The organism is Deltaproteobacteria bacterium (genome assembly GCA_016875225.1).
Lineage (GTDB): Bacteria > Myxococcota_A > UBA9160 > SZUA-336 > SZUA-336 > VGRW01.
On sequence record VGRW01000048.1, the window covers coordinates 1 to 26,950 of the forward strand.

24 protein-coding genes and 1 pseudogene are annotated in these 26,950 nt (G+C 71.1%); 13 read left to right on the forward strand and 12 right to left on the reverse strand.

Features of this window, described 5'->3' with window-relative positions:
• Positions 1–41 precede the first annotated feature (41 nt).
• From FJ108_12100 to phoU, 3 genes are read right to left on the reverse strand one after another with little or no spacing between them, the layout of a single operon-like run.
• The gene (locus tag FJ108_12100) at positions 42–1,817 is read right to left on the reverse strand and encodes a HAMP domain-containing protein (protein MBM4336637.1); all 1,776 of its coding nucleotides are present in this window, start codon (positions 1,815–1,817) and stop codon (positions 42–44) included.
• A gap of 19 nt (positions 1,818–1,836) precedes the next feature.
• Entirely contained in the window at positions 1,837–2,517 is a 681-nt protein-coding gene (locus FJ108_12105) for a response regulator (GenBank protein ID MBM4336638.1), read from the reverse strand.
• Complete coding sequence (phoU, locus tag FJ108_12110) at positions 2,514–3,221, reverse strand: phosphate signaling complex protein PhoU (protein MBM4336639.1); 708 nt, start codon at positions 3,219–3,221, stop codon at positions 2,514–2,516. The genes FJ108_12105 and phoU overlap by 4 nt, the downstream gene beginning before the upstream one ends.
• 153 nt (positions 3,222–3,374) lie before the next feature.
• On the opposite strand from phoU, the gene FJ108_12115 reads away from it, so the two are divergent.
• Genes FJ108_12115 through pstB form a run of 4 tightly spaced genes read left to right on the forward strand, consistent with a single transcriptional unit; the run spans position 3,375 to position 8,970 of the window.
• Positions 3,375–4,352: a phosphate ABC transporter substrate-binding protein gene (locus FJ108_12115; protein MBM4336640.1), complete on the forward strand. Its 978-nt coding sequence runs from the start codon at positions 3,375–3,377 to the stop codon at positions 4,350–4,352.
• A gap of 2 nt (positions 4,353–4,354) precedes the next feature.
• Positions 4,355–6,598 (forward strand): ABC transporter permease subunit, encoded by a 2,244-nt coding sequence (locus FJ108_12120; protein MBM4336641.1) that lies wholly within the window; start codon positions 4,355–4,357, stop codon positions 6,596–6,598.
• Positions 6,599–6,601: 3 nt separating this feature from the next.
• Positions 6,602–8,167: a phosphate ABC transporter permease PstA gene (gene pstA / locus FJ108_12125; protein ID MBM4336642.1), complete on the forward strand. Its 1,566-nt coding sequence runs from the start codon at positions 6,602–6,604 to the stop codon at positions 8,165–8,167.
• On the forward strand, positions 8,164–8,970 hold the full coding sequence (pstB, locus tag FJ108_12130; GenBank protein ID MBM4336643.1) for a phosphate ABC transporter ATP-binding protein: 807 nt from the start codon (positions 8,164–8,166) through the stop codon (positions 8,968–8,970). Before pstA ends, pstB begins: the two co-directional genes overlap by 4 nt.
• 1 nt (position 8,971) lies before the next feature.
• Here pstB and FJ108_12135 read toward each other — a convergent pair whose 3' ends face one another.
• Both FJ108_12135 and FJ108_12140 read right to left on the reverse strand, forming a co-directional pair.
• Positions 8,972–9,862, reverse strand: coding sequence for a universal stress protein (locus tag FJ108_12135; GenBank protein MBM4336644.1), 891 nt, complete (start codon positions 9,860–9,862; stop codon positions 8,972–8,974).
• Entirely contained in the window at positions 9,862–11,265 is a 1,404-nt protein-coding gene (locus FJ108_12140) for a sigma-54-dependent Fis family transcriptional regulator (protein MBM4336645.1), read from the reverse strand. Before FJ108_12140 ends, FJ108_12135 begins: the two co-directional genes overlap by 1 nt.
• Positions 11,266–11,510: 245 nt before the next feature.
• Between FJ108_12140 and FJ108_12145 the strand changes: the two genes are divergently transcribed.
• Positions 11,511–11,939 (forward strand): CBS domain-containing protein, encoded by a 429-nt coding sequence (locus tag FJ108_12145; protein ID MBM4336646.1) that lies wholly within the window; start codon positions 11,511–11,513, stop codon positions 11,937–11,939.
• Here FJ108_12145 and FJ108_12150 read toward each other — a convergent pair.
• The 5 genes and pseudogenes from FJ108_12150 to FJ108_12170 form a co-directional block, all read right to left on the reverse strand.
• A complete protein-coding gene (locus FJ108_12150; GenBank protein MBM4336647.1) occupies positions 11,906–13,192 on the reverse strand; it encodes a hypothetical protein in 1,287 nt (428 codons plus the stop codon). The two genes, FJ108_12145 and FJ108_12150, sit on opposite strands and share 34 nt — an antisense overlap.
• Positions 13,193–13,242: 50 nt before the next feature.
• Positions 13,243–14,535, reverse strand: a complete 1,293-nt coding sequence (locus FJ108_12155) for a type II/IV secretion system protein (GenBank protein MBM4336648.1) — start codon at positions 14,533–14,535, stop codon at positions 13,243–13,245.
• Positions 14,536–14,620: 85 nt separating this feature from the next.
• Positions 14,621–15,025 (reverse strand): annotated as a pseudogene (locus FJ108_12160) (hypothetical protein).
• Positions 15,026–15,066: 41 nt separating this feature from the next.
• The gene (locus FJ108_12165; protein MBM4336649.1) at positions 15,067–15,360 is read right to left on the reverse strand and encodes a hypothetical protein; all 294 of its coding nucleotides are present in this window, start codon (positions 15,358–15,360) and stop codon (positions 15,067–15,069) included.
• A complete protein-coding gene (locus FJ108_12170; GenBank protein MBM4336650.1) occupies positions 15,357–16,292 on the reverse strand; it encodes a J domain-containing protein in 936 nt (311 codons plus the stop codon). The genes FJ108_12165 and FJ108_12170 overlap by 4 nt, the downstream gene beginning before the upstream one ends.
• Positions 16,293–16,402: 110 nt before the next feature.
• Between FJ108_12170 and FJ108_12175 the strand changes: the two genes are divergently transcribed.
• Complete coding sequence (locus FJ108_12175; protein ID MBM4336651.1) at positions 16,403–16,840, forward strand: Hsp20/alpha crystallin family protein; 438 nt, start codon at positions 16,403–16,405, stop codon at positions 16,838–16,840.
• Between the two features lies 1 nt (position 16,841).
• On the forward strand, positions 16,842–17,795 hold the full coding sequence (locus FJ108_12180) for a universal stress protein (protein MBM4336652.1): 954 nt from the start codon (positions 16,842–16,844) through the stop codon (positions 17,793–17,795).
• A 10-nt stretch (positions 17,796–17,805) separates the two neighbouring features.
• Here the strand turns inward: FJ108_12180 and FJ108_12185 are convergent, their stop codons facing one another.
• On the reverse strand, positions 17,806–18,465 hold the full coding sequence (locus FJ108_12185; protein MBM4336653.1) for a protein-L-isoaspartate(D-aspartate) O-methyltransferase: 660 nt from the start codon (positions 18,463–18,465) through the stop codon (positions 17,806–17,808).
• On the reverse strand, positions 18,462–20,201 hold the full coding sequence (locus FJ108_12190) for a ribonucleoside-diphosphate reductase, adenosylcobalamin-dependent (GenBank protein ID MBM4336654.1): 1,740 nt from the start codon (positions 20,199–20,201) through the stop codon (positions 18,462–18,464). The genes FJ108_12185 and FJ108_12190 overlap by 4 nt, the downstream gene beginning before the upstream one ends.
• An 11-nt stretch (positions 20,202–20,212) precedes the next feature.
• Here FJ108_12190 and acsA point away from each other — a divergent pair, with 11 nt between their 5' ends.
• Genes acsA through FJ108_12220 form a run of 6 tightly spaced genes read left to right on the forward strand, consistent with a single transcriptional unit; the run spans position 20,213 to position 26,827 of the window.
• Positions 20,213–21,979 carry an acetate--CoA ligase gene (gene acsA / locus FJ108_12195; GenBank protein ID MBM4336655.1) on the forward strand — a complete coding sequence of 589 codons (1,767 nt, stop codon included), beginning with the start codon at positions 20,213–20,215 and terminating at the stop codon, positions 21,977–21,979.
• On the forward strand, positions 21,775–22,947 hold the full coding sequence (pdhA, locus tag FJ108_12200) for a pyruvate dehydrogenase (acetyl-transferring) E1 component subunit alpha (protein MBM4336656.1): 1,173 nt from the start codon (positions 21,775–21,777) through the stop codon (positions 22,945–22,947). Before acsA ends, pdhA begins: the two co-directional genes overlap by 205 nt.
• On the forward strand, positions 22,944–23,948 hold the full coding sequence (locus tag FJ108_12205; GenBank protein ID MBM4336657.1) for an alpha-ketoacid dehydrogenase subunit beta: 1,005 nt from the start codon (positions 22,944–22,946) through the stop codon (positions 23,946–23,948). Before pdhA ends, FJ108_12205 begins: the two co-directional genes overlap by 4 nt.
• Positions 23,941–25,122, forward strand: a complete 1,182-nt coding sequence (locus tag FJ108_12210; GenBank protein MBM4336658.1) for a 2-oxo acid dehydrogenase subunit E2 — start codon at positions 23,941–23,943, stop codon at positions 25,120–25,122. Before FJ108_12205 ends, FJ108_12210 begins: the two co-directional genes overlap by 8 nt.
• Positions 25,119–25,370: an acyl carrier protein gene (locus FJ108_12215; protein MBM4336659.1), complete on the forward strand. Its 252-nt coding sequence runs from the start codon at positions 25,119–25,121 to the stop codon at positions 25,368–25,370. Before FJ108_12210 ends, FJ108_12215 begins: the two co-directional genes overlap by 4 nt.
• Entirely contained in the window at positions 25,367–26,827 is a 1,461-nt protein-coding gene (locus FJ108_12220; protein ID MBM4336660.1) for a hypothetical protein, read from the forward strand. The genes FJ108_12215 and FJ108_12220 overlap by 4 nt, the downstream gene beginning before the upstream one ends.
• The last annotated feature ends 123 nt before the right edge of the window (positions 26,828–26,950 follow it).

Genomic DNA, 26,950 nt, shown 5'->3' on the forward strand with positions numbered 1-26,950 from the left:
GGGGGCTAGATGGCGGCCCGATCGAAATCAGGGCGGACGTGTTACGAGCGCGTGAAGTTCGCCGGCAGCGTGAAACTGAAGGTCGACCCGACGCCGGGCGTGCTCTCGAGCGAGAGCTCGCCGCCCGAGGCGTGCACCAGGTGCTTCACGATCGAAAGCCCCAGGCCCGTGCCCCCCTGCTCGCGCGAGCGCGCTCGGTCCACGCGGTAGAAGCGCTCGAAGATCCGCGCGCGATCGACCTCGGAGATGCCGAATCCCTGGTCCACGACGTCCACGCGCACAAACACCCCCTGCGCGCGGATGCGCACGTCGATGTTGCGGTCGGGATCGGAGTACTTGAGCGCGTTGTCGAGCAGGTTCTGCAGGATCTGGTAGACGGCGCGCGCGTCGGCCAGCGCGCGCGGCGCGCCCTCGGCGTGAATTCGCACCGACATTCCGCGCTCGCGAAGCCGCGGCTCGAGCTCCCGGCAGAGCTTCGCCGCCAGCTCCGCCACGTCGAGCTCCTCGGGCTCGAGCGTGACCTTGCCGCTCTCCAGCCGCGAGAGCTCGAGCAGGTCCTCGACCAGCCGCGAGAGGCGTTCGCTGTGGCGCAGGATGATCTCGAGATAGCTGCGCGAGTCCTGCGCGGACAGGTCGCTCGCGAGCACCATCTCGGCGAAGCCGCGGATCGCCGTGAGCGGAGTCTTGATCTCGTGCGAGGCGTTGGCGACGAAGTCGCGGCGGACGTTCTCGAGCCTTCGCACCTCGGTCATGTCGTGGAAGACCGCGACGGCGCGCCGCGCGTCGCCCAGATTGAAGCTCGCGGCGTGCACCGCGAGCACGCGCGGCTCCGGGACGGCGAGGGCGATCTCGCGCTGGATCGGCTGGTCGGCGGCGAGCGCGGCGCGCATCGCGTCGTCGACCTCGGCGTTGCGCAGAGCGGCCATCGGCCGCAGCCCCTCGATCTCGCCGCGGATCCCGAGAAGCTCGCGAAGGCGCGGGTTCGCCAGCACGATCCGCTCCTCCGCGTCGACGACCAGCACGCCCTCGACCATCACCCGCAGGACCATGGCGAGTCGGTCGCGCTCGGCGACGATCTCGGCCTGGCTCCGCTCGAGGTCCTCCGCCATCCGATCGAGCGAGCGCGCGAGCTCGCCGAGCTCGTCGTTCGAGCTCCAGCGCACCCGCGCGCCGAGCTCGCCCGCGGAGAGGCGCGCGAGGGTGCCTCGAAACGCCCAGACGGGCCGGAGCAGCGCGCGCGAGAAGAAGTACGAGAGCAAGAGCGCGCCGGCGAGTGAGAGCACGCCCCCGGTGACGAGCGCCCAGCGCAGCCCGGCGACGGCCGAGTCGACCGACGAGAGATCGGCGGCGACCCTCACCACGCCGGGACCGGCGGGAGCCGCGCGCGGGATCGCGAGGTAGAGGAACGGCTGGCCGACGGTGTCGCTGCGGCGGGTGTCGGTCCCGATTCTGCCCGCGAGCGCGGCGGCGACCTCGGGGCGGCGCGCGTGACTCTCGACGGCGTCGAGGTCTTCGAGCGTCACCTGCGAGTCGGCCACCACCGTCCCGTCCGGAGCGATCAACGTGACCCGCACGCCGGCGGCACGCGCAGCCCGGGCCGCGAGCTCGGACAGCTCGGACCTGCGCGTCGGCTCGAAGGGAAGCTCGCGCACCAGCTCGGCAACGGTTCGCGCGCTCGCGACCAGCGACGACTCGATCAGGAGGTGCTCTCTCTGTCTCGTCGCGGTCTCGACCCAGAGGCCGGAGACCGCCCAGACCGAAACGGCCAGCCCGGCCAGCGCGAGCATCAGTCTTCGCTGGATCCTGGGCATGGCCAAGCGCAGCCCTCGGCCGACTCTACTCGGCGAAGCGATAGCCGACGCCGCGCACGGTCTCGACCAGCGCGCCCGCCGCGCCGAGCTTCTCGCGCAGCCGCTTCAGGTGCGTGTCGATCGTGCGCGAGGTGACGGTGATGTCGGAGCCCCAGACCTCGTCGAGGAGCCGCTCGCGAGTCATCACTCGCCCCGGCCGGGTCATCAGCGCGAGCAGAAGCTGGAACTCCTTGGCGGTGAGCACGATCTCGTCGCCGCCGACGCTTGCGCGGTGCGCCTCGGGGTCGACGCGAAGCACTGAGTGCTCGAGCACGCGCAGGCGCTCGTCCGACGGCGCGCGCCGGCGCAGGACCGCGCGCACGCGGAGCGCGAGCTCGCGCGGACTGAACGGCTTGGTCACGTAGTCGTCCGCGCCGACCTCGAGTCCGACGACCCGGTCGATCTCTTCGGACTTCGCGGTGAGCATGATGATCGGCACCGCGGCCAGCCGCTGGTCGGCGCGGATGCGCGCGCAGAGCTCGGTGCCGGACAGGTCGGGCAGCATCACGTCGAGCACGACCAGGTCGGGGGGCGCGCGCCGCAGCGCGGCCAGCGCCTCGGTTCCGGTGCGTGCGGTCTCGACGACGTAGCCCGCCTGGCTGAGTCCCAGGCGGACGAGCTCGAGCAGATCCGGCTCGTCGTCGACCGCGAGGATCCGCGCGCTCACGTCCCGCTCCCTTGCGCGCGGCGGGCGAGCTTCTCGGCGTGCTTCACGTTCCGCGCCTCGACCGCGAGGATCACGTCCTCGGCGATGTTCGTGGCGTGATCGCCGACCCGCTCCAGGCTCTCGGCGATGAAGATCACGTCCACGGCCTGCGAGGCGCTGGACGGGTCGCCCTCCATCCCCTCGATCAGCTGGCGCACCAGGGCGTCCTGCAGCTCGTCGACGCGGTCGTCGCCGGCGATCACCCCGCGCGCGGCCTCGGCGTCGAGCGTCTGGAAGCTGTCGAGCGCCGTGCGGAGCAGGCGGGTGGCCGCGTTCCGGAGCGGCTCGAGCCGGCTGGGGAGCTGCGTCTCGGGCCGCTCGGCGAGCCGCATCCCGCTCTTGGCGATGTTCCGCGACAGGTCCCCGATCCGCTCCAGGTCCGTCGCCATGGTCTTGATCGCGATCACCTGGCGAAGATCCTCCGCCACCGGCGCCTGCAGCGCGAGCGCGCGGAGGATGGCGTCGTCGATCGCGACGTCGAGCTGGTCGATCGCGAGGTCGTCGCGCTGGACCGCCTCGCCGATCGCGCGGTCGCGCTCGACCACGCAGCGCAGGGCCTTGGCCAGGATCGCCTCCGCCAGAGCCCCCATGCGCAGAATCTGCTCGCGCAGGGCGTCGATGGTCGACTCCGACTTGCTCGCTCTTCCGGTCACGGCTCGGAGCATAGCCCGACCGGCGCCGGCCAGCGTGTCGAACTCGTTACGGCGGTGTAGCGATTCCGGGAAAGGATTCGTCACCGAAACGTCAAGCGGGCGACCCGGCCGCGACACCCACCCCCCTCATCTTCGCCGCCAGAAACCACAGACGAGAGAACCACGATGAAGCGAATGGCGCTGACGATCGCGTTTACGGCCGCGGGCCTGTTCGGGGCGCCGCTCCAGGCGCCGGCCTCCGAGGCCAGCGTGGACCCGGCCATCCAGCCCTACGCCCGCACCAGCGGCGTGGCGGGGAACCTGAACTCGATCGGGTCGGACACGCTGAACAACCTGATGACTTTCTGGGCGGAGGCCTTCCACGCCTCCTATCCGAGTGTGCGCGTGCAGGTCGAGGGCAAGGGGTCGTCGACCGCGCCGCCGGCGCTGATCGAGGCCACCGCGCAGATCGGCCCGATGAGCCGGGCCATGAAGGCGGACGAGGTCGACGCCTTCGAGAAGAAGTTCGGCTACCCCCCGACGCAGATCCGCGTCGCGGTGGACGCCCTGGCCGTCTACGTCTCGAAGGACAACCCGCTCGAGAAGCTCACGCTGCCGCAGGTCGACGCGATCTTCTCGAAATCGCGCCGCTGCGGCGAGGCCGGCGCGCTCGACACTTGGGGATCGCTCGGCGTCACGGGCGCGCTCGCTTCGCAGCCGATCCGGCTCTACGGCCGCAACTCGGCCTCGGGCACCTACGGCTACTTCAAGGAGACCGCCCTCTGCGGCGGCGACTTCCGCGACACGGTGAAGGAGCAGCCCGGCTCCGCGTCCGTGGTGCAGGGCGTGACCGAGGACAAGCTCGGCATCGGCTACAGCGGGCTCGGCTACCAGACATCGGGCGTGAAGGCGCTCGCGCTCGCGCGCGACGCGAAGAGCGGGTTCGCCAGCACCGACCCGGAAGAGGTGTACGCGGGCAAGTATCCGCTCGCGCGCTTCCTGTACGTGTACGTGAATCGCGCGCCCGGCAAGCCGCTCGACCCCCTCACCGAGCAGTTCCTGTGCTTCGTGCTCTCGCGCGAGGGTCAGCAGATCGTGCTCAAGGACGGCTATCTGCCGCTCAAGGCCGGCGTCGTAGAGCAAGAGCTCGCGAAGCTGCGCTAGCGATGCAGCCGGCCTCGCGACCCGAGCCGAATGCCGACGCCCCCCCACTTCCGTCGGCGTTCCCCGTCTCGACGTCTCGGGGCCGGTTGCTTCGCGACCGCGCGGCCGGCGCGCTGGTGCGCGCCGCGGGGCTCGCGGTCGTGCTGTCGCTGGTCGGAATCCTCGGCTTCCTGCTGCTCGAGGTCGCGCCGCTCCTGCGCGGTGCGAAGCTCTCCGAGCCGCGCCTGCTCGCAGGGCTTCCGGTCGAGCCCGCGGTGTTGCTGGTCGATCCGTCGCTCGAGCGCCTCGCCAGCGTCTCGCGCGACGGCCTCGTGGCGGTTCTCGACGCTGCGACCGGATCGCAGGAGACCACGCTGCAGGCGCCGATCGAAGGCGAGATCGTGGCCGTCGGAGACGCCCCGGGCGAGTCGACCTTCACCGCGCTCACGGTCGACGGGCGCGCGATCGTGGTGCCGGTCGATTGGCGGGTGACGTACGGCGAGGGTGGTGCGCGCGCAGTCCGCGCCGAACTCGGCGAGCCGGTGGAGCTCGCGCTCGAGCCCGGTGGGGCCCGCGTTCTGGCTTTCTCCGCGCGCGCGCGCGCGACCGGTGCCGCGGCTGCCGCCGTCCTCTCCGACGGCACGCTCGTGGTCGTTCGCCGCTCGATCCGCGTGAACGAATTCTCCGGCGAGCGCGACGAGCGGTCCTCGCTCTCGCGGATTCCGTCACCGGAGGGTGTCACGCGGCTCGCGATCGACTCGGACCAGCGCCAGGTGTACGGGGCCGACGCGCGCGGAACGCTCTACTGGTGGGAGCTCACCGAGGAGGGGATCCGCCACCCGCTCGTCAGCGAAACGGGATCGCCGATCTCTGCGCTGTCATTGCTCGTCGGTGGGCGGAGCGTCGTCGTCGGACACGCGGACGGCAGCCTCTCGATCTGGTTCCGCGTGAGGACCGGTCGCGCGCACTCCGAGCTGGTGCGCGCGCACGTGCTCGAGTCACAGGGCGCGGCGATTCGCGCGATCGCCCCCTCGTGGCGCAAGCGCAGCTTCGCGGCGCTCGGCGAGGACGGCGAGATCGGGCTCTACCACACCACGTCCGAGCGCACGCTCTGGCGCGGATCCGCCCCCGACGGCGACGTGCGCGCCGCGGCGCTCGCTCCGCGTGGGGACGCGCTCTACCTCGCGAGCCCCTCGGGCGTGAGCGCCTTCGCGGTGCGCAATCCCCACCCCGAGGCGTCGCTGGCCGCCCTGGCGGCACCGATCTGGTACGAGGACTACCCCGAGCCGGCCTGGGTCTGGCAGTCGACCGGAGGCTCCGAGGAGTTCGAGTCGAAGCTCTCGCTCACCCCGCTCGCGATCGGCACGCTGAAGGGCGCCTTCTACGCGCTGTTCTTCGCGATCCCGCTCGGGATCCTGGGCGCTCTGTACACCTCGCAGCTGATGGACCCGCGCCTGCAGCGCTGGGTCAAGCCGACGGTCGAGATCATGGCGTCACTTCCGAGTGTCGTGCTGGGATTCCTGGCCGGGCTCTGGCTGGCGCCCCGGCTGGAGCGCCTGCTGCCGGGCCTGCTGGTGTGGATCGCGGCCGCGCCGCTCCTGGCGCTGGCCGCGGGCGCGGTGTTCCGCGCGCTTCCCGCCCGGCTGCGCTCGCGGCTGCCGCTCGGAGCCGAGGTGGCGCTCGCGGCCGCGGCGCTCGCGCTCGGCGCGGCCGGCGCGATCTCGCTCTCGGGAAGCGTCGAGGCGTTCGCATTCGGCGGCGATTTCGCAAGCTGGCTGGTCCGGACCACGGGCCTCGCCTACGACCAGCGCAATGCCGTCGTCGCGGGAATCGCGATGGCGTTCGCCGTGATCCCGATCATCTTCGCGATCTCCGAGGAGTCGCTCTCGAACGTGCCCAGATCGCTCTCTGCGGCCTCGCTCGCGCTCGGCGCTACCCGCTGGCAGACACTGGCGCGTGTCGTGCTGCCGGCTGCGAGTCCGGGGCTCTTCGCCGCGGTGATGATCGGCTTCGGGCGCGCGGTGGGCGAGACCATGATCGTGCTGATGGCGACCGGGAACACGCCGCTGCTGGGGTTCAGCCCGTTCGACGGCTTCCGCTCGCTCTCCGCGAACATCGCGGTGGAGATTCCGGAGGCCCCGCACGGCGCCACGCTCTACCGCGTGCTCTTCCTCTCGGCGCTGCTGCTCTTCGTGGTCACGTTCGCTCTCAACACCGTCGCAGATCTCGTTCGCGAGAGCCTGCGGCGTCGGTACTCGGGAAGCTAGAGCATGGCGTTCCGACTCCGAAGAGGTGCGGGCGGGGACGCCATGATCGCGCTCACGGCGGGCGCGCTGGCGCTGAATCTGCTCCTCGTCGGCGGCCTGGTATTTCTCGTCGCGGCGAACGGGCTGGGACACTTCTGGCAGGCCGACCTCGCGGAGCTTCGGCTGCGCGACGGATCGACCCTGCTCGGCGAGATCGTCGATCGCGAGCTCGACCTCGACGCTCGCGGCGAGCCGCGCGAGCGCGTTCGCGTCGCGGTGGGCAATCGCGACCTCCGCGGCGCGGACTTCCGCTGGGTCGACGTCGCCGAGATCGAGAGCGAGACCTTGCCGCGCGACGCGGGCGTGCTGGAGCGCGAGTCGTGGGGCCGGTTCTACGGCACTCCGGTCGCGATCCGCAGCTCCGATCGCGTGCGGGTGGAGGGTGCGGAGGCGGTCTGGGCCGAGCTCCCGGGTCTGTTGCGCGCAAAGCGCGACGAGCGTGCCGAGAGCGTCGACGCGCTCCGCGAGGAGATCCGCGGCCTGAATCGCGAGATCGAGCGGCTGCGCCGCGAGGGACGCGACGTCGCGGGACTGCAGGCCCACTACGAGGACGCCGCGAGCGTGCTGACTACGCGCGAGGCCGCGCTCCTGGCCGATCAGCTGGTCATGCGCACCGCCGACGGCCGCGAAGCGGCGATCCCGCTCGCGCACGTCGTGCGCGCGCTGCGCGCGAACGAGTTGGGCGCGGGCGGAAAGCTCGCGCTCTACGCGTCCCGCCTCTGGGAATTCCTGGCCGGCGAGCCGCGCGAGTCGAACACGGAGGGCGGCATCTTCCCGGCGATCTTCGGCACCGTGCTGATGGTCCTGCTCACGAGTCTGGCCGTCGCTCCGTTCGGCGTGCTGACCGCCCTGTACCTGCGCGAGTACGCGCAGCAGGGTCTGGTCGTGCGCTGCGTGCGGATCGCGGTGAACAGCCTCGCGGGCGTGCCTTCGATCGTCTTTGGCGTCTTCGGTCTCGGCTTCTTCGTCTACGTGGTCGGCGGCTCGCTCGACGCTCTGTTCTTCTCGGACCGGCTGCCGACGCCGACGTTTGGCACCGGCGGCATCCTCTGGGCGAGCCTGACGCTCGCGCTGCTCACGGTTCCCGTGGTCGTGGTCGCGACCGAAGAGGGCCTCGCCGCGGTTCCGCGCGTGGTTCGCGAGGGGTCGCTCGCGCTGGGCGCGACGAAGTTCGAGACGCTCTGGCGCGTCGTGCTTCCGGCGGCGCTTCCCGGCGTGCTCACGGGACTGATCCTGGCGATGGCCCGCGCGGCGGGTGAGGTCGCGCCGCTGATGATCGTGGGAATGGTGAAGCTCGCGCCGAGCCTTCCGCTCGATCTCGAGTTCCCGTTCCTGCACCTGGAGCGGAAGTTCATGCACCTGGGCTTCCACATCTACGACGTGGGCTTCCAGAGCCCGAACATCGAGGCGGTCAGGCCCCTGGTCTTCGCGACCGCGCTGCTCTTGATCCTGGTGGTCCTCTCGACCAATCTCACCGCGATCCTGGTGCGCAATCACCTGCGGCGGAAGTACGCCGGGAGTGCGATTTGACGACGGCGCCGACGCTGAATCCCGAGCTCTCGCGGCTCCCGGAGTTCGAGAAGGCGGTCGTCCGCGTGCGCGGGCTTTCGCTCTGGTACGGCGCGTCCCGGGCGCTCGCCGACGTGAGCCTCGATTTCCCCGAGCACAAGATCACGGCCCTGATCGGCCCGTCGGGCTGCGGGAAGTCGACGCTGCTGCGCTGCATCAACCGCATGCACGATCTCGTCGACGGGGTTCGGGTCGCGGGAGAGCTGCTCTTCCACGAACGCAGCATCTTCGAGCCCGAGGTGGACGTCTTCGCGCTTCGCCGGCGCATCGGCATGGTGTTCCAGAAGTCGAACCCGTTTCCGAAGTCGATCTACGAGAACGTCGCTTACGGCTGCCGGATCCACGGGCTCTCGCAGCGCGTCGAGCTGGACGAGATCGTCGAGCGCAGCCTGATCGGCGCGGGCCTCTGGGACGAGGTGAAGGACCGGCTGCGCGAGAGCGCACTCGGCCTCTCCGGCGGGCAACAGCAGCGGCTCTGCATCGCGCGCGCGATCGCGGTCGAGCCCGAGGTGATCCTGCTCGACGAGCCGTGCTCCGCGCTCGACCCGATCGCCACGCAGAAGATCGAGGAGCTGATGCGCGGACTCGCGGACCGCTACACGATCGTGATCGTCACGCACAACATGCAGCAGGCCGCGCGCGTATCCGACTACACCGCGTTCATGTACCTGGGCCGCGTGATCGAGTTCGGCGAGACGGGCGAACTCTTCGTGAAGCCGCGGGTGCGCGCGACCGAGGACTACATCCGCGGCAAGTTCGGCTGAGCTAGCCGCGCTTCTCCTGCACGGTCATCACCGGGCAGTCCGCCGTGCGCACGACCCGCTCGGCGACGCTGCCGAGCAGCAGGTGCGTGAGTCCGCGCCGGCCGTGGGTGCCCATCACGATCAGGTCTGCGTGCTTCTGCTTCGCGAGGTCGACGATCAGCCGCTCGGGCGCGCCGCGGCTGGCCAGGTACTCGGAAGAGATCCCGGCGTCCTGCAGTCCCGTGAGGATCTTCTCCAGATCCTTCGTCACGCTCTCCGACAGACGCTCGAGCACCGGATCGCCCTGCTGGATCAGGAACTGCTCCAGCTCGATCGGCACGTAGTAGGCGTGCACCAGGATCAGGTGCGCGGGCCCCGCCGACTTCGCGAGCTCCTTGGCGATGTCGAGCGCGCGGTGCGAAGAGGGCGAGAAGTCCATCGGCACCAGGATCGTCCGCAGCCGCAGGGCTCCGCCGCCGTCCTGTTTCACGGTCAGAACCGGGCAGGGCGCGCTGCGCACTGTCCGCTCCGCGACCGAGCCGAGGATCGCGTGCTTGATTCCCGTCAGGCCCCGGCTGCCCATCACGATCAGGTCCGCGTTCGTGCGCTTGGCCGCGGCCGCGATCGCGAACCCGGGAATGTCCTCGATCACCTCGGTCGCGCAGCGCACGCCGTGGCTCTCGATCGCCTTGCGCGACTCGTCGAGCTTTCGCTCCGCGTGCGCCCGAAGATCCTGCCAGAAGCCGACCGGCACCACGGCCATTTCTGGCGTGACCGCCTGCACCGGCAGATGCAGGACGTGCAGCAGGTGGATCGACGCGCAGAGCGGCTTGGCCAGGATCTCGGCGGTCTCGATCGCCTTCTGCGCGTGCTCCGAGAAGTCCGTGGGGACGAGGATCGTCGCGATCTGCATCAAATTGTCTCCGTTGCGGCGTTGCGGACCGCCTCACGCTGTCGGATTTCGCCGCGCCGGTACAGGGTACGCCGGTTGATCCCCAATATGCGAGCCGCCCGGACCTTGTTTCCGTGGACGAGATCGAGGATCCGCTGCGTGTACAGGTCGGAGAGCTCTCGCAGCGACATCTGCTTTTCGAGCGCCGAGGCGAGCAGCTTGCGCTCGGGATGGTCCGGCTCCGGGTCTCGCCGGGCCGAGTCCGCGAAGCTCGGCAGGTCGGAGATCTGGATCTCGTCGCCCGAGGCCAGGAGCAGCGCGCGCTCGAGCGCGTTCTCGAGCTCGCGCGCGTTGCCCTCCCAGGGCTGGTGCTTGAGGATCTCGAGCGCGCCGTGGGAGAGCGAGATCTTGCGGTCCGGGGCGTGGCGCTCGAGAAACGCCAGCGCCAGCGGGGGAATGTCCTCGGAGCGCTCGCGGAGCGGCGGGATGTGGATGGCGATCACGTTCAGCCGGTAGAAGAGGTCCTGGCGGAAACGGCCCTCGCCGATCTCCTTCTTCAGGTCCTTGTTCGTCGCCGCGATCACGCGCACGTCGACCCGGACCGCCTTGTTGCCGCCGACCGGCCGGATCTCCTGGTCCTGGAGCACCCGCAGCAGCTTGCTCTGCAGGGCGGGGCTCATGTCCCCGATCTCGTCGAGGAAGATCGTGCCGGTGTGGGCCTCCTCGAACAGGCCGCGCTTGGTCGAGTGCGCGCCGGTGAACGCGCCGCGCACGTGCCCGAAGAGCTCGCTCTCGAGCAGGCCCTCGGGCATCGCCGTGCAGTTGATCGGAACGAACGGCGCCTGCGCTCGCGCCCCGGTGAAGTGGATGGTCCGGGCGACCACCTCCTTGCCGGTTCCGCTCTCGCCGGAGATCAGCGCGTTGGACCGGCTGCTCGAGATCTTCCGGATCAGAGCGAAGATCTCGTGCATGGCGGGGCTTGCGCCGATCAGGTCGCCGAACGAGGTGGTCTTGTCGAGCGCGCGCCGCAGGCGCCGATTCTCCTGCTCCAGCGCCCGTCGCTCGAACGCGCGCTCCAGCGACGCCAGCACCTCGCCGCGCTTGAAGGGCTTGGTGATGTAGTCGAAGGCCCCGCTGCGCATCGCGTCGACCGCGGAGTCGATGCTGCCGAAGGCCGTCATCAGGATCACCGGCGTGTCGGGGCGCGCCTGGCGCACCTCGCCGAGCAGCGTGATTCCGTCCGTGCCCGGCATGCGGATGTCGGAGATCACCGCGTCGAAGTCGCTCTCGCGCGTGCAATCCAGCGCTTCGGCCGCATTTCCCGCCGGGCGCGCGCGGATGCCCTCCTCCTCGAGAAGAGAGACCAGCATCTCGCGCATCGCGGGCTCGTCATCGACGACCAGGACCGTTCGAGGTTCTCTCATGCCGACTCCAAGTAGCAGAGGCCATGCCACACCAGGCGACCGCTCTGCGACATCTGCGGGGTCATTATGAGGCACGACGCCTCAAATGTCGCGTGAAGTCACAGTTCCGGCCGGCTCAGGTGCTCCAAACCCGGCCCTCTCGTGACCGGCACGCGCAATGCACGCGCCCGGCCGGATCAGCAGGGACGTGAAGCGGGGCGATTCTGGTGGCGCGACGAAAGCGATTGGGGCGAGCCGAGGACACGGTGAACAGGCTGGTCAGGCGGCACTTCGTCAGCGCCAAGCCGGGCGAGAGCCTGCTCGACGCGGATCGGATCATGCGGCTCGCGCGGATCCGGCACCTGCCGGTCGTCGAGGCCGGGCGGCTGGTGGGGGTGCTCTCGCACCGCGACATCCTGCACGCGTCGATCGCGCGGCTCGAGGAACGTGATGCCGGCGAGCGGATGGATCATCTGCGCGGCATCAGCGTCGCCGAGGTGATGCACCGCGAGCCCTACACGGCCACCGAGACCACGACGCTCGGCGATGCCGCGCGTCGCATGCTTCGCCTGAAGATCGGATTCCTGCCGGTGGTCCGGCCCGGGCCCGAGGGCGACGAGCTGGTCGGCCTGGTCACCGAGAGCGATCTGCTTCGCGCCGCCTACGCCCCCGACTTCGAAGACGCGTCGGACTGATCGGTCCCGCTCGGAAACACGATCGTGAACTCCGTGCCCCGGCCCGGGGCGCTCGCGACCGAGATCGTGCCGCCGTGGTCGGAGACGATTCCCTTGGCGACGATCAGCCCCAGCCCGCTGCCTCGCCCCGCAGGCTTGGTGGTGAAGAACGGCTCGAAGACACGGCTGGCGACCTCCGGCGGCATCCCGTGTCCGCTGTCGCTCACGCGGATCTCGATCCGGTCCGCGTCCGGGTGCGCGATCGAGATGCCGAGTCTTCCGCCGTCTGGCATCGCGTCGACGGAGTTCATCACCAGGTTGATGAGCAGCTGCTGGAGCTTGTCGTGATTGCCGCGCAGGGTCGCGCGCTGCGGCAGGTCGAGGGAGGTCGTGATCTTGTGCACGCGGAGCTTCTCGGAGAGGAAGGCCAGGGTTCCGCGCACGATTCCGGTCAGCTCGACGTCGACGTGCTCCCTCTCGTGGGGCCGCGCCATGTTGAGCAGGGTCTGCATGATCTCGGAGATGCGCTCGATCTGCTCCCGGATCGTGCGCAGCCGATGGAGTCCCCGCTCGTCGCTCACCGACGACTCGAGCAGCTCCGCATGGCCCTGGATCACGCCCATCGGCGTGCCGATCTCGTGCGCGAGACCGGCCACGATGGTCGCGACCGACGCCAGCTCCTCGGCCGCGCGCGCGCGCTCCGACACCTCGCGAAGCCGCTCGTGCTCTCGATCGTAGCGGCGCCCGAGCTCGCGCGAGGCGGTCGTGAGCTCGGCGTTGAGGAAGGCGAGGCGCCCCTCGCGGTGCTCGATGTAGGACTCCATCGCGAGCTGCGCGTCGAGCATGAGCCGTTTGTGGAGCGAGATCACGATCCGCTCGATCAGCGGCGGATTGCCGCGATGGTGCTCCCAGATCAGCGGAACGAGCAGGCGCTGGTACAGCGCGTATGCGCCGAGGTACCAGCGCGGCTCGAGGCCGACGCGCATGTGCGTGACGCCGATGGCCCTTCGGCCGGCGAAATACGCCGCGTCGATCGGCGCGTCTGCGAGCGAGAGCAGGTACTCGCGCTGCGCCACGAGCAGCCGGCTCTTGACGTCCGGGTCTGCGAGCAGCCGGTGCGTCTCCTCGAAAGAGAGCAGGTGGCGATAGAACGCGGCCACGACGCTGTCCGCGTGCTTCTCGAGCACGGGCTTGAGGCTCTCGAGGTTGCGAGCATCCTCGCTGCCGATCTCCAAGAAGGCGAGTCGCACCCGCTGGTCATCCAGAGCGCTCATTGCTCCAGCCACTCTGTAGCGGCAGGGCGATAAGTCAAGCAGCGCCGGAATCAGCCGGCCAGCAGCTCCTGCGAGAGGAGCAAGGGAAGCTCCTCGAGCGCGATCGTGCCGGCCTGCACGGCCGCGAGCGCGTTTTCGCGCAACGGAGAGAGACCCGTCGCACGAGCGGTCTCGCGGAGCTCGTCGAGCGCCGCGTGGTGGGCGATCGCGAGCCGCAGCTCGCGCGAGCTGGGCATGTACTCGCCGAGCGCGATCCGGCCGTAGCTGCCTCGCTCACGGCAGCGTTCGCAGCCGCGCCCGCGGTAGCACCGGAATCCCGCCGGCACGCCGAGCGGATAGATCTCGTGCAGGATCGCGGGATCGGGATCGGCCGGCTCCCGGCAGCGTTCGCAGCCGCGCCCGCGGTAGCACCGGAATCCCGCCGGCACGCCGAGCGGATAGATCTCGTGCAGGATCGCGGGATCGGGATCGGCCGGCTCCCGGCAAGCGACACAGATCCGTTTCGCGAGCCGCTGCGAGAAAACCGCGAGAAGCTCGGCGGCGATCGAGTTCGGATGCTGGCCCAGGTCGAAGAGCCGCTGCACGGCGTCGATCGCATCGTTCGCGTGGATGGTGGAGAGCACGAGATGCCCGGTCTGCGACGCGCGCAGGGCCTCGAGCGCCGTCTCGGGGTCGCGGATCTCGCCGACCAGGATCACGTCTGGATCCTGGCGGACGAAGAAACGCATCGCCTGCGCGAAGTCGAAGCCGACCGCCGGATTCACCTGGGTCTGCTGAACGTCCTCGATCGCGTATTCGATCGGATCCTCGACGCTGATCACCTTGCGCGTGCTCCGCCTCGCCAGCTGCTGAAGCCCGGCGTAAAGCGTGGTGGACTTGCCGCTTCCGGTTTTGCCCGCGACCAGAACGAGGCCGGACGGGCTTCGGATCGTCCGCACGAAGCGCGCGGTGAGCTCCGCCGAGAAGCCGAGCGACTCGACCGAGTAGAGCTCCCGATCCTGCGGCAGGAAGCGCACGACGACGTGCTCGCCATGCAGCGAAGGCTGCGTCTGGACGCGCAGGTCGAAGATGCGCCCGCCGATCCGAAACGAGCAGCGCCCGCCCTGCGGCGCACGCGATTCGGCGATGTCCAAGCCGGCGCGAACCTTCAGCGCGTTCACGATTCCCGAGAACTGATCGGTGTGAAGCCGGTAATGGGACACGTCGTGCAGATCGCCGTCCACGCGCAGGCGCACGCGAACTCGTGCCCCGTATCGCTCCAGGTGCAGGTCGCTCGCGCGCTCGCCGACCGCGTCGACGAAGAGCGAATCGAGCAGCCCCAGGTGCTCCGGCTGCATCCGCACGTCGTGCGAGAGCAGATCGCTCCCGCGCGCGCGGGCGCATCCGCCCGTTCGCCGAGGGAAGCTGGCCCAGGTCGATCGCCCACTGCAGGCGGCGGAAGTCGGTCGGTGTGACCAGGCGCAGCTCGACGCGCGTCGCGTCGAGGGCGTTGGCCAGCTCGAGAACCTGTGCCTGCGAATCGCACGAGACGACCAGCAGCGCGTCGTGCTCGCGGCAGATCGGCACCAAGCGGCGGCGGTTCTGGTACACGCGCGGCAGCGAGCGCGAGAGCGCCACGTCCACGCGATCGAAGAGATCCTCCGCCCGCTCGAGCTTCACCCCGCGCTCGGCCGCGGCCTCGCGGAAGATCGCGATCTCGTCGCCTGCGCCCATCTCGACCAGCATCTCTGCGAGGCTGCGGCCGCCTCGTGGGGCGTTCTCCAGCGCCAGATCCACGTCCTCGCGTTTCGCGAGGCCTTCGGTCACGAGGCGTTCAGCCAGGCTCTGCGACATTCGGCCACCTCGGGGCGTCCTCACCCCCGAAGGTATATCGGCTAGCTGGCTCCGCGCTTTTGGCCGAGCTTCACCAGCAGGCTCTCCATGTGGTGGCGCAGTCCCACCATCTCCTCGCGAAGCCGGACGATCACCGCGACACCGGGGAGGTTCACCTCGAGATCGCGGACCAGGTTCTGCGCGACACGGACGCGCTCGAGCATGCGCTCGGAGTACTCGCCTTCGGACTCGGGCGGCGCGTCGGGGAGCACGATGTCCTCGCGCTCCAGCGAGATCAGAAACAGATCGTCGATCTCGAGCATATCGACGATCTCACTGCGGGTGTAGTACTTCACGGCGCGCCCTTCTTCAGCCGGGCGCGCACGTCGCGCCCCTCGTAGAGCGGCTCGAGCTCCTTCATGATCGCCTCGAGCCGCGGATCCGCCGGGTCTGGAAGCTCGGCCACGAGCCGCACGTACAGGTCGCCGCGCTCGCCGGCGGCGCCGAGCTTCGCCACCCCCTTTCCGCGCAGTCGCAAGCTGCGGCCGTTCGCCGAGCCGGCGGGGATCCTCATCGTCACCGTCCCGTCGGGCGTCGGCACCTCGATCGAGGCGCCGAGCACGAGCTCTGGCAGCGTCACCGGAAGATCGAGCGACAGATCGCTGCCGTTCCTGCTGAAGAAAGGGTGCGGGCGGACCCGCAGCGTCAGGAACAGATCCCCGCGCGACCCGCCGAGCACGCCCTCGTCGCCCTGACCGGCGAGCCGGATCCGCGTGCCGGTGTCGGCGCCCGGCGGGATCTTCACGCGCAGCGCCCCGCGCCCGGCCACCTGCACGCGCACCTCGCCGCCGCGCACGGCGTCGAGGAAGTCGATCGCGATCTCCCCCTCGGCGTCCGCCCCTTTGGCCGGCCCGCGCGGCCTGCGTGCGCCCCCGAACAGGCCGCCGAGCAGGTCCTCGATGTCGATGTCGACGTCGCTGGCGGAGCGAGTGTGGAACGGGCTCTGGCTCGCGCCGCGCGACCAGCGCGCGTACTCCCGCGCCTGATCGGGATCGAAGCCCTGCGCGAAGCTCTGCGCGCCGAATTCGTCGTAGCGCGCGCGCTTCTCCTTGTCGGCGAGCACCTCGTAGGCGAGCGAGATCTCCTTGAAGCGCTCCTCGGCCTTCCGATCGTTCGGGTTCACGTCCGGATGGTATTTCCGGGCGAGCTTCCGGTACGCCTTGCGGATCTCGTCGTCGCTCGCGGTGCGCGCCACACCGAGCAGTGCATAGGGATCCTTCTCGTCCATCGGCCCGAGCATAGCGGAGGGATTTGACGGAGTGCCGGCACGGCGCTTGCTCTTGCGAAGACCGGGCTTAGTGGATCCAGCGTTTCCAGAATCCAAAGGGAGGATTGGCGATGGCCAAGGAAGGTCCGAGGCGAGAGATCAGCCTGTGGAATCCATTCGGTGACGAGTTCTTTACGCCCGAACGCTTGTTCCGCGCATGGGGCGCGCCGGCACAGCGCGCCGAGCGGCTCGCCCCCGCGGTCGACGTCTCCGAGAACGAGAAGGGCTACTCGGTGACCGTCGAGCTCCCGGGCGTGAAGAAGGACGACGTCACCGTCGAGATCCACGAGAACGTGCTCACGATCCGCGGCGAAAAGAAGAGCGAACGCGAGGAGAAGAAGGACAAGACGCACTGGATCGAGCGCAGCTACGGCTCGTTCAGCCGCTCCTTCACGCTTCCGCCGGCCGCGGTCGTCGACGAGATGAAGGCCAGCTTCAAGGACGGGGTTCTGACCCTCGAGATCCCGAAGAAGGAAGAGGTCAAGCCGCGACAGATCTCGATCAAGTGAGGTGCGGGGCGGGCGCGCTCGACCCCCTCTCCCCTCCACCCTGAGCGCGCCCGTCCCCGCCTTCTCTTCAGCCGATGCTGCCGTCGGGAGAGCACACGTGAAGCGAATCCTGGTTGCGACGGATTTCTCCGAGCACGCCGAGCGCGCGCTCGAATGGGCTGCGGCTCTGGCGAAGCGCTTCGGCGCGGAGCTCGAGCTCGTGACGTCGGTGTTCGTGGTTCCGCTCGCCAGCGGCCCGCACTCGCTCGGAGTGCCGCCGGACTACCTGCGCAACGCCCGCGAGCAGGCTGAGAGCCAGCTCGACGCGATCGCGGCGCGCCTGTCGCGCGAGGGAATCCGCGTCGAGTGCACGGTCGTGCACGAGGATCCGTCGAGCGGACTCTGCGCGCGCGCCGCCGAGACCAGGGCCGACCTGGTCGCGATCGGAACGCGCGGCCGGTCGGGGCTCTCGCACGTGCTGCTCGGCAGCGTCGCGGAGCGGACCGCGCGGCTCGCGGCCTGTCCGGTGCTCAGCGTTCACGCCGGCTCGCCGGCGCCGCGCGCGCTGCGCAAGCTGGTCGTGCCGATGGACTTCTCAGCGCCGGCACTGGCGGCTCTCGAGCTCGCGCGAATTCTCGTCGAGCCGGGCGGTGAGCTGGCGCTGGTGCACGCGATCGCGCCCGTGCTGTCGGCGGGCTCGCCCGAGCGACCGCTCGAGGATCCGCGCGCCGAGGAGTGGGCGCGCGCGGAGTTCGAGAAGCTGCGCGCTTCCGGTGCGGTCGCAAGCGCCCACCTCGAGATCCGCTACGGCGCGGCCGACGCTGTGGTCGTCGATGCCGCCTCCGAGCTCGAAGCGGATGCGATCGTGATGGGCACCCGCGGCCGCAGCGGGATCACGCGGATGTTCCTGGGCAGCGTGGCGGAGCGGGTGCTGCGCCGCGCGCTTCAGCCGGTCTTCGTCACCCAGCCGGGCTGATCCGCTCTACTCAAGCCGGAGTCTCGTCCCAGCCCTCGGCGCCGACGAGCGGCACGAACTGCACGTCGCCCAGATCCTCGCGCTCGAGTCGATCCCCAGCGGTGCGGACCACGCGCAGCAGCTGCTGGCTGCCGCGTCCCGCGCCGACCGGAATCACCAGCCGTCCGCCGACCGCGAGCTGCGCCTCGAGCGACGCCGGCACGCGCGGCCCGCCCGCCGAGACCAGGATCGCGTCGAACGGCGCCGCCTCCGGCCAGCCCAGCGTCCCGTCCGCGATCCGGACCCGGACGTTCGCGCAGCCGAGCTCGGCGAGCCGCTCGCGCGCCAGCTCGCCGAGCTCGGCGTGTCTCTCGATGGTGTAGACCTCGGCCGCGAGCCGCGACAGCAGGGCCGCCGCATAGCCGGAGCCGGTTCCCACCTCGAGCACGCGGTCCGCCGGTCGCAGCGCCAGCGCCTCGAGCATCAGCGCGACCACATACGGCTGCGAGATCGTCTGGCCCGCGGCGATCGGCAGCGCCCGGTCGTCGCAGGCGGACTCCGCGAGCGCGGCCGGTACGAAGACGTGCCGGGGCACTTCGCGCATCGCCTGGAGCACGCGCGCGTCGCGAACGCCGCGCGCCTCGATCTGGCGCGCGACCATCCGCGCGCGCTTCGAGGCGTCGTCCATCAGAGCCATGGCGACCTCCGCTCTGGAAGCGCGCACGGCGCGCAGCCGGGTTCACCGCGGAAGAGCGCCACACCTTTGCAGCCGGCCCCCCGCGCGAAGAGCACGAGCTCGCGCACCTCGGCGGCGCTCGCGGAGGACGCGAGATGCACGGTCTTGGAGACCGCGCCGTCGACGAAGCGCTGCACCTCGGCCTGCACGGCGATCTGCGCCCGCGCGTCGAGCTCGCTTCCGCGGCGGAGCAGTCTGCGATCGCGCTCGGCCAGCTTCGGGAGCTCCGAGCTCGGGACCCCGGCCGCGAGCGCGGCGAGCACGGCGTCGCGGTCTCGGGTGCGCGGCCCGAGCCAGTCCTCGAGCCAGCGATCGACGAAGCGGATCTCTCCGGGCCCGAGCGCGATCGCCCGCACCGGATCGAGCAGCGGCTCGATGCCCCCGCTCGATCCGGTGAGCAGGCGTAGCGTGCCCGTCGGCGCAATGGCCGTCGTGGTGGCGTTGCGTCTGCGCGCGCCTCGCCCTCGCCAGGCGGGGTAGGGACCGCGCTCCTCCGCGAGCTTCGCGCTCGCCGATCGCGCCTGCTCGCACACGAAGCGCGCGATCTCGCCGGCGAGCTCGCGCAGCTCCGCGCCGTCGAAGTCGATGCCGCGGAGCAGCGCCAGATCGGCCAGCCCCAGGAAGCCCAGTCCGACCTTGCGCGTGCGCAGCGTCGCGCGCTCGATCGCGGGGTCGGGGAAGCGCGCGATCTCGAGCACGTCGTCGAGAAATCGGATCCCGACCTCGCAGGCGCGACCGAGAGAGTCCCAGTCGAGCGCGCCGCCCGCGTCGGCGAAGGCCGGAAGGTCGAGCGAGCCCAGCACGCAGCTCTCGCCCGCGAGCAGCGGCTGCTCGCCGCAGGGATTCGTCGCGCGGATCCGGCCGAGCTCGGGCTCCGGGTTCGCAGCCTCGATCGCGTCGGAGAAGAGCAAGCTCGGCTGACCGGAGTCGACGATGGCCGCGCAGATCTCGTCGAGGAGTGGAGACCCGCTGGCGAGGAACGCGTCGCTCGCGGCGAGCGCGAGCCCCATCCCCGCCATGGCCTCGCGCTCGGTCCGCGCGGCGCGGACCAGCTCGGCCGCGTCGGGGTGCTCGGCGTCGAGCACCGCCAGGTGCGCACCCGGTCTTCGCCCCGCGCGCTCGTTCACCCGCGCGGAGTGCGCGAACAGCTCGATGAACGCGAGCGGCCCGGGGCTCACCCCGCCCGAGCGCCGGATCGGAGCTCCGCGCGGGCGCAGCTTCGAGAAGTGGATGCCGGCTCCGCCCGCGCCCTGCTGGATTCGCGCGGCGAGGCCCAGCGTCTCGTAGATGGACGCGAGCGAGTCCTCGGGCTCGATCACGTAGCAGGCGGCGAGCAGGTTGGAGCGGCCCGCGTTGGCGAGAATCGGGACGCTGGGCAGGAAGCGGCGCGACTCGATCAGCCCGCGGTAGAGGTCGGCGATGCGCTCGCGCTCGCTCTGCAGCGGCTCGGCGCCCGCCACCGCCGCCGCGACGCGCGCGGCGACCGCGGGAAGATCCGCCTCGCCCGGAGCGGCGCAGAGCGCCGCGAGCACCGCCCCAGCCGCTTCCCCCTGCGCGCCGCTCATCGCCGCACCTCCGCTCGGACGAGCGAGCAAGCTCCGTTCCCTGCGCCCCGTTGTCGCAGCGATGTGCCGATCGCTCCCAGCTCGCAGCCGCGCCGATCCCTTGACCGGGCACGCCCGTTGCTCCATGAGAGCAGATCATGCCGATCGCCGCGATCGAGAAGCCCGCGGGGGCCTGGCGCCTGCCGCCGAACCTGCGCGACTACGACCAGGCCTGTAGGGGCTTTTCCTGGCAGGAGTCGCGGCGCGCGCTCGCCGGGCTGCCGGGCGGGCGCGGCCTGAACATCGCGCACGAGGCCGTGGATCGGCACGCGGCCGGGCCGCTCGCCTCGCGTGTCGCGCTGCGGTTCCTCTCTCGGGACGGGGTCACTCGCGAGATCAGCTTCCGCGAGCTCGCCGAGCAGACCAACCGCTTCGCGAACCTCCTGCGCGAGCTCGGCGTGGGGAAGGGCGAGCGCGTCTTCGCGCTCGCGGGGCGCGTACCGGAGCTCTGGATCGCGGCGCTCGGAACTCTGAAGAACGGCAGCGTCTTCTGTCCGCTCTTCTCCGCGTTCGGACCGGAGCCGATCCGTACCCGCCTCGAGCGTGGCGACGGCCGCGTGCTGGTCACCAGCGACCCGCTCTACACGCGAAAGGTCGAAGCGCTGCGTCCGGCGCTGCCGAAGCTCGCGCACGCGCTTCTGGTCGGCCGCGACGCGTCCGCTCCGCTTCGCCTCGGAACGCACGATCTCGGCGAGCGCCTCGCCGCCGCGAGCCCGAGCTTCGAAATCCCCCCCACCAGCCCGGACGATCCGGCGCTGCTCCACTTCACCAGCGGCACCACGGGCGCGCCGAAGGGCGCCGTCCACGTCCATGCCGCGGTCGTCGCTCACCGCGAGACCGCGCGGCTCGCGCTCGACCTGCAGCCGGACGACATCTTCTGGTGTACCGCCGATCCGGGCTGGGTCACCGGCACGTCGTACGGGATCGTCGCGCCGCTCTCGCTGGGCGTGACCTGCGTGGTCGACGAGGCGGAGTTCGATGCGGAGCGCTGGTACGAGATCCTCGAGCGCGAGCGCGTCTCGAACTGGTACACCGCGCCGACGGCGGTGCGGATGCTGATGCGCGCCGGCTCCGAGCTGGCGAAGCGCCGCGACCTGTCGCGGCTCCGCTTCGTCGCCAGCGTCGGCGAGCCGCTGAATCCCGAAGCCGTGCTCTGGGGCCAGCAGGCGCTGGGGCTGCCGATCCACGACAACTGGTGGCAGACGGAGACCGGCGGAATCATGATCGCGAACTTCGCCTCGCAGGCGATCCGGCCCGGCTCGATGGGGCGACCGCTGCCCGGAATCGAGGCCGCGATCGTCGCGCGTCGGCCCGACGGCGGCGTCGACGTGATCGCCGAGCCCGAGGTCACCGGCGAGCTCGCGCTTCGCGCCGGCTGGCCGTCGATGTTCCGCGGCTACCTGCACGACGAGCAGCGCTACCAGAAGTGCTTCGCGGATGGCTGGTACCTGTCCGGCGACTTGGTGCGCCGCGATCGGGACGGCTACTACTGGTTCGTCGGGCGCGCCGACGACGTGATCAAATCGGCGGGACATCTGATCGGGCCCTTCGAGGTGGAGAGCGCGCTCATGGAGCACCCGGCGGTGATCGAGGCGGCGGTGATCGGAAGGCCCGACCCGGTCGCGGGCGAGAGCGTGAAGGCGTTCGTCGTGCTGCGGAGCTGTCACGAGGCGACGCCCGCACTCGTGCGCGAGATCCACGGCTTCGCGCGCTCGCGTCTGGGCGCGGCGGTCGCACCGAAGGAGATCGAGATCCGCGACGCGATCCCGAAGACGCGAAGCGGAAAGATCATGCGCCGGCTGCTCCGCGCGCGCGAGCTGGGGCTCCCCGAAGGCGATACTTCGACGCTGGAATCGGGCGCTTGAGCGGCGAACGCGCGCGCGAGCAGCAGCTTCTCGCCGGCATGATCCGGATCCGCCGCTTCGAGGAGAAGTGCGCCGAGCTCTACGGCCAGCAGAAGATCCGCGGCTTCCTGCACCTGTACATCGGCCAGGAGGCGGTGGCGGTGGGCGTGATGGCGGCTCTCGAGCCAGACGATGCGATCGTCGGCACGTACCGCGAGCACGGGCATGCGCTGGCGCGGGGCATCGCCGCGGGAGCGGTGATGGCGGAGATGTACGGCAAGCGCGAGGGCGCCAGCGGCGGGCGCGGAGGATCGATGCACATCTTCGACACGGCGAAGCGCTTCTACGGCGGCAACGCGATCGTCGCGGGCGGGCTTCCGCTCGCCGTCGGGCTGGCGCTGGCCGACAAGCTGCAGAATCGGCCGCGCGTCACCGTCTGCTTCTTCGGCGAGGGAGCGATCGCCGAGGGCGAGTTCCACGAATCGCTGAACCTCGCGGCGCTGTGGAAGCTTCCGGTGCTGTTCGTGTGCGAGAACAACCTGTACGCGATGGGCACGGCGCTCGCGCGCTCCGAGTCCGAGACGAACCTCTGCGTGAAGGCCGCGAGCTACGAGCTGCCGGCCTGGTCGGTGGACGGAATGGACGTGCGCGCGGTCGCGGAAACCGCGCGCCGCGCGGTTGTCGCCGTGAGAGAGGACGGCCCGCTCTTCCTCGAAGCGCGTACCTACCGCTTCCGCGCGCACTCGATGTTCGACGCGCAGCTCTACCGCCCCAAGAGCGAGGTCGAGGAGTGGAAGAAGCGCGACCCGATCGCGGGCTTCGCCGCGCGGCTGCGCGCCGAGGGCCTGCTCGACGACGCGGAGCTCGCCGGGTTCGAGGCGGCGGCCGACGCAGAGGTCGCGAGCGCGGTCGAGTTCGCCGAGAACGGCAGCTGGGAGCCGGTCGAGGATCTCGCGCGCCACGTCTACTGCGAGCGGGAGGCGCCGTGAGCGAGGTGAGTGGACCCGCGCGCAAGATCTCCTTCCGCGACGCGTTCCGCGAGGGGCTGCGCGAGGCCCTGCTCGCCGATCCGCGCGTCTTCCTGATGGGCGAGGACGTGGGGCGCTACGGCGGCTCGTACGCGGTGAGCCGTGGCCTGCTGGACGAGTTCGGACCCGAGCGGATCCGCGACACTCCGCTCTCGGAGTCGGCGTTCGTTGGCGCGGGGATCGGCGCGGCGCTCGGCGGCATGCGGCCGATCGTCGAGATCATGACCGTGAACTTCTCGCTGCTCGCGCTCGACCAGATCCTGAACACGGCGGCCACGCTCTCGCACATGTCGGGGGGCCAGCTCTGCGTGCCGCTGGTGATCCGCATGGCGACAGGCGCCGGAAGACAGCTCGCCGCGCAGCACTCGCACAGCCTGGAAGGCTGGTACGCGCACATTCCCGGCATCAAGGTGCTTGCGCCCGGCACGCTGGAGGACGCGCGGGGAATGCTCGCCAGCGCCCTCGCCGACCCGAACCCGGTGCTGATCTTCGAGCACGCGCGGCTGTACCCGGTCGAGGGCGAGCTCGCGCCCGACTCGGGCGCGGTCGAGATCGAGCGCGCCCGGCTGCGCCGGCGCGGCGGTGCGGTGTCGCTGGTCTGCTACGGCGGCACGCTCGACAAGACGCTCGCGGCGGCCGAGACGCTCGCGGCGCAGGGCATCGAGGCGGACGTTCTCGACCTGCGCGTGCTGCGTCCGCTCGACGAGGCGGCGATCCTCGAGACGATCTCGCGCACGCACCGTCTGGTGATCGTCGACGAGGGATGGCGAAGCGGCAGCCTCTCCGCCGAGGTGGCCGCGCGCGTCGCGGAGCGTGCGTTCTACGAGCTCGACGCGCCGATCCGCCGCGTCTGCGCAGCCGAGGTTCCGATCCCGTACCCCAAGCACCTCGAGGACGCGGCGCTGCCGCAGCCCGACGCGATCGTCGCGGCCGTGCGCGAGCTCCTGGCCGCGAATGGCTGACTTCATCATGCCGTCGCTGGGCGCCGACATGGATCGCGGCACGATCCTGCGCTGGTACAAGCAGCCCGGCGATCGGATCGAGCGCGGCGAGATCGTCGTGCTCGTCGACACCGACAAGGCCGAGATCGAGGTCGAGAGCTTCGGCGCCGGCTGGCTCGACGCCGTGCTGGTGAACGAGGGCGAGACCGTTCCGGTCGGGACCGCCATCGCGCGGATCCGGACCGGCGCGGGCGAGCCTGAGCGGCCGACCGCGCCCGCCGCGCGGCCCGCCGCCACAGTGCCGACGCCCGCGCCCGTGCCTCCGACACCGCCACGTGTCGCACCGCCCGCGGGGTCGCGGGTCCACGCGTCGCCGCTGGCGCGCCGCATCGCCGCGGATCTCGGTGTCGATCTGGCGCGGGTCACGGGCAGTGGACCCGAGGGAGCGATCACGCGCGAGGACGTCGAGCGGGCCGCGGCTCGGCCCGCGCCCGCGCCCGAAGCCCGACCCGCGGGCGCGCGCGGGGACAAGCACGCGACCATGCGCAGCGCGATCGCCGCGGCGATGGAGCGCGCGAACCGCGAGATCCCGCACTACTACCTGGCGACGCGGGTGGACCTGTCCCGGGCGCTCGCCTGGCTCGCGGAGCAGAACGCGTCGCGGCCGCTCGCGGAGCGCGTGCTGCCGGTGGCGCTGTTCCTTGCGGCAGTCGGCCGAGCCGCCGTCGAGGTTCCCGAGCTGAACGGCTTCTGGCGCGACGGCGGCTTCGTGCCGGGCGAAGGCGTGAACGTCGGTGTGATCATCTCGCTGCGCCAGGGGGGGATCCTCGCGCCCGCGCTGCGCGACGTGCCGGGGACGAGCGTCACGGATCTCTTCGCCGCGTTTCGCGAGCTGGTCGCGCGCGCGCGCGCGGGAAAGCTGCGCAGCTCCGACGTCGCGGGCGGGACGATCACCGTCACCAGCCTCGGCGATCAAGGCGTCGAGACCGTCTACGGCGTGATCCTGCCGCCGCAGGTCGCGCTGGTGGGCTTCGGAAAGATCTCCGACCAGCCGTTCGCGGAGCACGGCCTGCTCGGCGTGAAGCCCGTCGTCGAGATCACGCTGGCGGCCGATCACCGCGCCAGCGACGGCCATCGCGGCGGGCGCTTCCTCGCCGCGATCGCGCGGCTGCTGCAGGAGCCGGAGTCGCTGTGACGCGCGACGAGCTCCGCGCGCACGTGCTCGCCGCGCTGTCCGGCATCGCGCCCGAAGCCGACCCCGCCTCGCTGCGCGGCAGCGTGGCACTGCGCGACCAGCTCGATCTGGACTCGATGGACTTCCTGAACTTCCTGATCGCCGTCCACCAGCGCACCGGGGTCGAAATCCCGGAAGCCGACTACGGCAAGCTCTCGACGCTCGACCAGCTCGTCGCGTACCTCTCGCGGAAGACCGGAACGAAGTGAGCGCGATCGCGCGAAGCTGGGTGCGGATCGCGGCCGCGACGGCGTGTCTGGCGCTGGCGTGCGTGCCGCTCACGACGGAGCGCGAGATCGCGCTCGGGCGAAGCGCGGCACGGCAGGTCGAGACCGAGATGGGGCTCGTGCGCGATCCCGAGCTGGTCGCGTACGTGCGTGCGCTCGGCGCGCGGCTCGCGGCGCTCTCGCCGCGCAAGGATCTCGGCTACGACTTCAACGTCGTCGACATGGCCGAGGCGAACGCGTTCGCGCTTCCCGGCGGGCACATCTACGTCTCGCGCGGCCTGCTCGCGATCTCGAACTCCGAGGACGAGCTGGCCAACGTGATCGGGCACGAGATCGGGCACGTCGCCGCGCGCCACCACGCGCGGCAGCAGGAGCGCCAGCAGAAGGTCGGAGTCGCGGCCATCCTCGGCACGCTGGCGGCGGCGGCGCTCGGCGGCGCGGAGGCCGCGCAGAGCGTCGGCGAGCTCGGCCAGATCGCAGGCGCGGGGTATCTGGCCGCGCACAGCCGCGACCAGGAGCGCGAGGCGGACGAGATCGGCCAGGCGCTCTCCGCGAGCGCAGGCTGGAACCCGTCGGGAATGGCCGAGTTCCTCGCCACGCTCGAGCGCGAGACGACGCTCGCGCTGGGGAAGAAGCGCCAGCCGAGCTTCCTCGACACGCATCCGGCGACACCGGAGCGTGTCGAGAGCGCGTGGGCGCGCGCGCGCACGCTCGCGCGAGCGCCGGCGAAGCCCGTGGCGCGCGACCGCGCCGCGTTCCTCGCCAAGCTCGACGGGCTCGTGGTCGACGAGGATCCGGCGGGCGGGATCTTCGACGGCGCGCTGTTCCGACAGCCGGAGCTCGATTTTCGCATCCGCTTCCCGGCCGAGTGGCAGACCGCGAACTCGCCGACCGCGGTCGGTGCGGTCGCGCCGGATCGATCGGCGCTGATCCAGCTCGGGCTCGCGGGCGAGGGGAGCGATCCGCGAGCGGCGGCGCAGCGGGATCTCGCCAAGCAGGAAGCAGAGGTCGTCCGGCACGGGGCGGTCTCGATCGGCGCGCTCCGCGGCTACCAGGCGCGTCTCAGCCAGACCTCGTCGCAGGGGAAGGTCGGGGCGCTGTTCACCTGGATCGCGTACGGCGGCCGGATCTACCGCGTCGAGTGCGTCGCCGCCGAAGCGCGCTTCGCCAGGTTCGCCCCGAGCTGCGAGAGCACCACGGGCAGCTTCCGGCCGCTCGACGCCGACGAGCGGCGGCGAATCCAGGCGCACGTGCTGCGCATCGCGACCGCGCGTTCGGGCGAGGGGCTCGCCGCGCTCGGAGCGCGGGCGGGAAACGTCTGGAGCCCGGAGCGCACCGCGGTCGTGAACGGCATGGCCGGAGTCTCGGCGCCGCTCCCGGGAGGGAAGCTCAAGATCGCGGTCGCGGTTCCGTACACGTCGCTGGCGCGGGAACGCTAGCCCGCATTTCTCACCACGGTGATCCGTAGGTGGTCGCGGTGCGCTGCGAGGGCGTCGGCGGTGGTGGCTCGGCGGCCGAGGGCCAGCGGCGGCCTTCGAGGGGATGGCGGGCCGTTCGCCGGC

Coding starts and splice junctions, on each gene's coding strand:
- phoU (MBM4336639.1), bottom strand. CDS start 3,221: ATGCTCCGAGCCGTGACCGGAAGAGCGAGCAAGTCGGAGTCGACCATC.
- FJ108_12115 (MBM4336640.1), top strand. CDS start 3,375: ATGAAGCGAATGGCGCTGACGATCGCGTTTACGGCCGCGGGCCTGTTC.
- FJ108_12120 (MBM4336641.1), top strand. CDS start 4,355: ATGCAGCCGGCCTCGCGACCCGAGCCGAATGCCGACGCCCCCCCACTT.
- pstA (MBM4336642.1), top strand. CDS start 6,602: ATGGCGTTCCGACTCCGAAGAGGTGCGGGCGGGGACGCCATGATCGCG.
- FJ108_12135 (MBM4336644.1), bottom strand. CDS start 9,862: ATGCAGATCGCGACGATCCTCGTCCCCACGGACTTCTCGGAGCACGCG.
- FJ108_12140 (MBM4336645.1), bottom strand. CDS start 11,265: ATGAGAGAACCTCGAACGGTCCTGGTCGTCGATGACGAGCCCGCGATG.
- FJ108_12150 (MBM4336647.1), bottom strand. CDS start 13,192: ATGAGCGCTCTGGATGACCAGCGGGTGCGACTCGCCTTCTTGGAGATC.
- FJ108_12170 (MBM4336650.1), bottom strand. CDS start 16,292: ATGGACGAGAAGGATCCCTATGCACTGCTCGGTGTGGCGCGCACCGCG.
- FJ108_12175 (MBM4336651.1), top strand. CDS start 16,403: ATGGCCAAGGAAGGTCCGAGGCGAGAGATCAGCCTGTGGAATCCATTC.
- FJ108_12190 (MBM4336654.1), bottom strand. CDS start 20,201: ATGGAGCAACGGGCGTGCCCGGTCAAGGGATCGGCGCGGCTGCGAGCT.
- acsA (MBM4336655.1), top strand. CDS start 20,213: ATGCCGATCGCCGCGATCGAGAAGCCCGCGGGGGCCTGGCGCCTGCCG.
- FJ108_12210 (MBM4336658.1), top strand. CDS start 23,941: ATGGCTGACTTCATCATGCCGTCGCTGGGCGCCGACATGGATCGCGGC.